At 62.1% G+C, this 4,516-nt stretch carries 7 protein-coding genes; 3 read left to right on the top strand and 4 right to left on the bottom strand.

Translation table 11 applies throughout. The features are described from left to right. The 3 genes from WBV42_RS01455 to WBV42_RS01445 all read left to right on the top strand — a co-directional run. On the top strand, positions 1-596 hold a 596-nt coding region (locus tag WBV42_RS01455; protein WP_423984461.1), incomplete at its 5' end, for an HdeD family acid-resistance protein. Positions 597-662: 66 nt separating this feature from the next. Further along, positions 663-1,652 (top strand): mannose-1-phosphate guanylyltransferase, encoded by a 990-nt coding sequence (locus WBV42_RS01450; RefSeq protein WP_423984460.1) that lies wholly within the window; start codon positions 663-665, stop codon positions 1,650-1,652. A 45-nt stretch (positions 1,653-1,697) separates the two neighbouring features. Further along, on the top strand, positions 1,698-1,967 hold the full coding sequence (locus WBV42_RS01445; protein ID WP_253224903.1) for a hypothetical protein: 270 nt from the start codon (positions 1,698-1,700) through the stop codon (positions 1,965-1,967). On the opposite strand, the gene WBV42_RS01440 is transcribed toward WBV42_RS01445, so the two are convergent. Genes WBV42_RS01440 through WBV42_RS01425 form a run of 4 tightly spaced genes read right to left on the bottom strand, consistent with a single transcriptional unit; the run spans position 1,964 to position 4,438 of the window. Then, positions 1,964-2,638 (bottom strand): ATP-binding protein, encoded by a 675-nt coding sequence (locus WBV42_RS01440; RefSeq protein ID WP_423984459.1) that lies wholly within the window; start codon positions 2,636-2,638, stop codon positions 1,964-1,966. The two genes, WBV42_RS01445 and WBV42_RS01440, sit on opposite strands and share 4 nt — an antisense overlap. Continuing rightward, on the bottom strand, positions 2,638-3,423 hold the full coding sequence (locus tag WBV42_RS01435; protein WP_423984458.1) for an SDR family oxidoreductase: 786 nt from the start codon (positions 3,421-3,423) through the stop codon (positions 2,638-2,640). The genes WBV42_RS01440 and WBV42_RS01435 overlap by 1 nt, the downstream gene beginning before the upstream one ends. A 22-nt stretch (positions 3,424-3,445) precedes the next feature. Beyond that, a complete protein-coding gene (locus WBV42_RS01430) occupies positions 3,446-3,922 on the bottom strand; it encodes a Tfx family DNA-binding protein (RefSeq protein ID WP_253224906.1) in 477 nt (158 codons plus the stop codon). Between the two features lie 60 nt (positions 3,923-3,982). Continuing rightward, a complete protein-coding gene (locus tag WBV42_RS01425) occupies positions 3,983-4,438 on the bottom strand; it encodes a TRAM domain-containing protein (RefSeq protein WP_066140146.1) in 456 nt (151 codons plus the stop codon). Positions 4,439-4,516 lie beyond the last annotated feature (78 nt).

Below are 4,516 nucleotides of genomic sequence, written 5' to 3'. Positions count from 1 at the left end.
CTAATGTACAAAGCGGTGCGGAAGTCGTATCCGAAACCGCCGAGAGATCGTGGCGTGCTTCGATGGTGGCTGGAGTGATTATCGCTATAATCGGCGTTCTAGCCATCTTAGCGCCGTTTGCGGCCGGCGTTTCGCTCTCGATTCTGCTCGGGGCGTTGCTGGTTGTCGGAGCGCTCGTGCACGTCGCTCACGCCTTCTCGGGAGGGTGGAGACGGTTCTTCGTGCAGGGAGTCCTCGCGGTCATCTACGCCGTTGCGGGCATTTCGCTCTTAGCGAACCCGCTCATCGGACTCACGACGTTGACCATCCTGCTGGCGGCGTTCCTCGTCGTCGACGGGGTCCTCGAAATCGTCATGGGATTCCAGGCCCGCGGTAGCCGTGGCTGGGGTGCACTCATCGTGAGCGGCGTTTGCGCGTTGGTAATCGCCGCAATCATCTGGGTCGGATGGCCGGCAACCGCCGCGTGGGCGCTCGGCCTCCTCTTCGGCGTGAACCTCCTCATCACGGGCATATCGATGATGTTCATGGCGCAGGGAACCCGAAGCGAGACGCGCGAGGGAGCGTCTCCGGAGACCGAACCCCGCGGCGCAGCCTGAACACACTTTTTTAACCACGCGTTTTCGATAGGACGATTTTAGACACAAGCGAGCGATGCTCGGAACATGGACCGCCCGCTCGTCGCGCTCATCATGGCCGGAGGAACCGGGACACGACTCTACCCCGCGAGTCGAAGCGATCGACCGAAACAGTTTCTCTCCCTTCTCGGGGACGATTCGCTCCTCTCTCAAACCGTGAGTCGGGCAGGCTTCGCCGACGAGATTTTCGTCTGCACCGCCGAGCAACACGCCGACCTCGTGCGAAAACACGCACCCGAAGCCGGGATTTTGATCGAGCCGGAACCGAAGGATACCGGGCCAGCGCTCGTCTATGCCGCACATCGAATCCGCGAACAGGTCGGCGACTGTGTTCTTCTCTGCTTGCCGAGCGACCACCACATCACCGGCGACTTCGAGACGACCGCTCGTCGTGCCGCGTCGGTTGCAGTCGAAACGAAGGGGGTAGTTACGGTCGGGATAGAACCGACCCGTCCAGCGACCGGCTACGGCTATATCGAACCGGGAATCGAACATGACGGCTACCTCGACGTCGTTCAGTTTCGCGAAAAACCCGACGAACCGACGGCGAATCGATTCGTCGAGGATGGTTTCTACTGGAACGCGGGTCTGTTCGCATGGACTCCGGACGCCTTTCTCCAAGCCGCACGTGACTCGCCGCTTGAACCCCTCGTCACCGCGCTCGAAGACGGTAACCCGGCGGATGGATTCGACCGTATCGAATCCACGAGCGTCGATTACGCCGTGATGGAACGAACCGACGAGGCGTACGTCGTCCCCGCCGGATTCGAGTGGGACGACCTCGGGTCGTGGGACGCGTTCGACCGGTTCGGCGACGGGGACAACGTCGTTCTCGGCGACGCGCTCACTATCGACGCGACGGGAAACATCGTCGCCGGGGACAAGCACGTGAGCCTCGTCGGCGTGGACGACCTCGTCGTCGCGGCCTACGACGACCGCGTGTTGGTCGTCCCGAAGTCGGATTCCCAGCGCGTACGCGAAGTCGTGGCGAAACTGCGGGAGGAAAACCGATTTTGACCCGGCCGTCAGGTTTCTGCCGATCCGCCCCGTATCCGGGACGCTATGGCTGACGTACCATCGATCAAGTCGGTCGAAACGGCGGACGAGTACATCCACGTCCGATTTCGCGACCCTGACGTGTTCGATACGATTCGCACACCCGACTGGGCCGCCAACGCCGCACGGGACATCTCCGAGGGAGCGGAGGTCCGCACCGGACGACGCAGCGGAAGCGACGACTGGGAAATCCAAAGCGTCCTCATCAAAAAGCAAGCGGGGAAGGAGAAAGCCCGCGACGAAGCGAAGGAAATCGCCGAGACGATCGAGTCCTAGTACAGATCGCAGTAATGGAACTCGCCGTCGCCGACTTCCTTCGTCACGGTTTTCCCGACCTCGACCGGGACGGCTGACTCGAATATCGGTCCATCCCGGACGAACGTATGAAATTCGCCGTTCTCGCCACAGGGGTCTACGCCGTCCGGTAAGTCGGCGAGGAACGACTCGTCGAGGTCCCGGCCTGCGAAGGAGGGGTCGAGTTTCGATCCATCGACCGTCACCACCGTCGCTTCGAATCCGGCGTCGAGATACGCCCGAATCTGTTCGTCAGTATCCGGGTTCCAGACCGGCCAACAGCCGTCGATCCCCGTCCCGGCGAGTTGCTCCACTCGATACTCCCGGATGTCTTCGAGAAAGAGGTCTGCGAAGGCGACACGCTGGATTCCCCGTGACTCGTACTCGGCTATCACGTCCGCCATTCTGGACTCGTACTCTTCGTTCGAACAGTCCATCGGCAGTTCGACGTACCGAATCGGCACGCCGAGCGCATCGGCCTGTGCATCGTACAACTCCCGACGGACGCCGTGGATGCTACTCCGGCCGTTCTCCCCGATCGAAGTGAGTAACTCCGTAACCTCCCCCAGTTCGAACAGCGCGTAGGCAGCATCTTTCCCACCGCTCCAGGAGAGGACGGTCGTCGGCTCTGCAGTGAGTTTTCCCTCCGTCATTAGCTTCGCAGTTTTCCGCCGTCTATCGGCAACGCGACGCCGTTCACGAAACTCGCCCGGTCGCTGGAGAGGAAGGCCACGACGTCCCCGAGTTCCTTCGGGTCTCCCACCCTCTCCATCGGAATGCCGTCCGCCCAGTCGGCGAGTCCCTCCTCGTAGCTATCGTACTCGCCACGTTCGAGGGATTGTTCCACGAGTTCCCGAATCCGCGGGGTTTCGTGCGAACCGGGAAGCACCGCGTTGACCCGAATATCCGGCGCGAACTCGCGGGCTTGTGTCTGCATCAATCCGATGACGCCTCGTCGAACTGCGTTCGAAAGCACGAGGCCGTCTATCGCTTCCCGTACGCTCGTGGACGTGATGTTGACGACGGTTCCCGCATCGCTGTCCACGAGATACGGGTGTGCCTGCTTCGTCAACCAGACGACGCTCATGACCAGCAAGTCGTAGGCGGCGTACCAGTCGCGCTCCGTTATGTCGAGAAACGGTCCGCTCGGCGGCCCTCCGGCCGACGTGACGAGGTGATCGAGACCGCCGAACTCGTCCACGGTCAGTTCGATCAGCGCCTCGATTTCGTCCGGATCAGTGATGTCCGTCGGAACCGCGAGCACGTCGCCGCCTCCGAGTTCCTCGATTTCGGCTTTCGCCTCCTCCAGTCCCTCTTCACTTCGAGCGCAGATGACGACGTTGGCTCCTTCCCGCGCCAACGTCTTCGCGCTCGCCAAGCCGAGACCGCTCGAACTCGCCGTTACCAGTGCCGTGTTTCCCTCCAGTCCGAGGTCCATATTTTCGAATCCGCACGAACCGCTAAAACTCCTCGGGAGCGGATTTCCGAACCGTCACTTCCCCGTCGTGTGTCACGCCGATGAGGAGGGACGTCCGAACCGTCCGACCCTTGACCGCCTCCCCCGCTTCGTCGCTCACCCGTTTCATGAGTTCCGGGGCCGCTTGGTTCACCTTCACTCCCGCTTCGTCGCAAGCCTCGTACACCCACGACGGAACGTCGTACAGGTCGCTCTCCGGTTCGACTTCGATTCGGACCGGTGCGCGGAGCGCTTCGGCGAACGCCACCGTCTCGCGTGCCTTGCTGATGTTCTCCCGTGCACTCCCCTCGATGCTCGAAACGTTCGCACGCGAAGTACCGAGTCGCTCAGCGATGGTCGCTTGTGCCGTGCCCCGCTCACGGAACACCAGCACTTCCGCTTGTCGTCGTGTCAGGACACTCGTCTCCGCGTCGAACCCCGCTCGTCGGAGAATCTCATCGACGTCCAGTCGCTCACTCATTGTTCCCCCGACATGGTACGGCGTACGCCCCCCACCCGCAAAGGACTGTCCACCCGTGGGTTATCCGCCGCCCCAGAAGTTGTCCCGACTTCCAAGGCGTTCCCGCTCACGGCGGCTCTTCCGCCGGTCGTCTTTGGCACTCGGCCTTTCCTCTTCGTCCCCTTCCTCCTCCTCTTCCGGATCCATCGGCAACCGTTCGATCGGGTCCGCGAGTGCGTGATTTCCCTTCACGTTCGTGATCTTCACCTTGGCGCGTGCATCGGGGAGGATGCCATCGACGAGAACGATGAATCCATCCTCCGTTCGACCCACACCCGACCCGCTCTCGTGGATGTCGTCGATCTCCACGACGACTTCCTCGCCCGGTTGCACGGGCGCGGTTTTCAGTTCCCGAATCGGTTGGTTGTAGTGATTGCACCACTCCGCGCCCCCGCGGTCCCCGTAGTGGTGGCACCCCATTCCGTTGATTCGCTCTTCGAAACTGGGGCAGTGGTCGGCGAGTGGACAGTCCGGCATGCTTCAGGCTATAGCGGCGCGTGCCTAAACACTTCCGCAACTCCTGCCCCACCTTTTGGTGCGAGAGCGCGGCAGAGC

The organism is Haladaptatus sp. (genome assembly GCF_049589095.1).
Classification (GTDB): Archaea; Halobacteriota; Halobacteria; order Halobacteriales; family Haladaptataceae; genus Haladaptatus.
The sequence above is the reverse complement of the archived record's forward strand: the minus strand, read 5'-3'. Positions and strand labels throughout refer to the sequence as shown.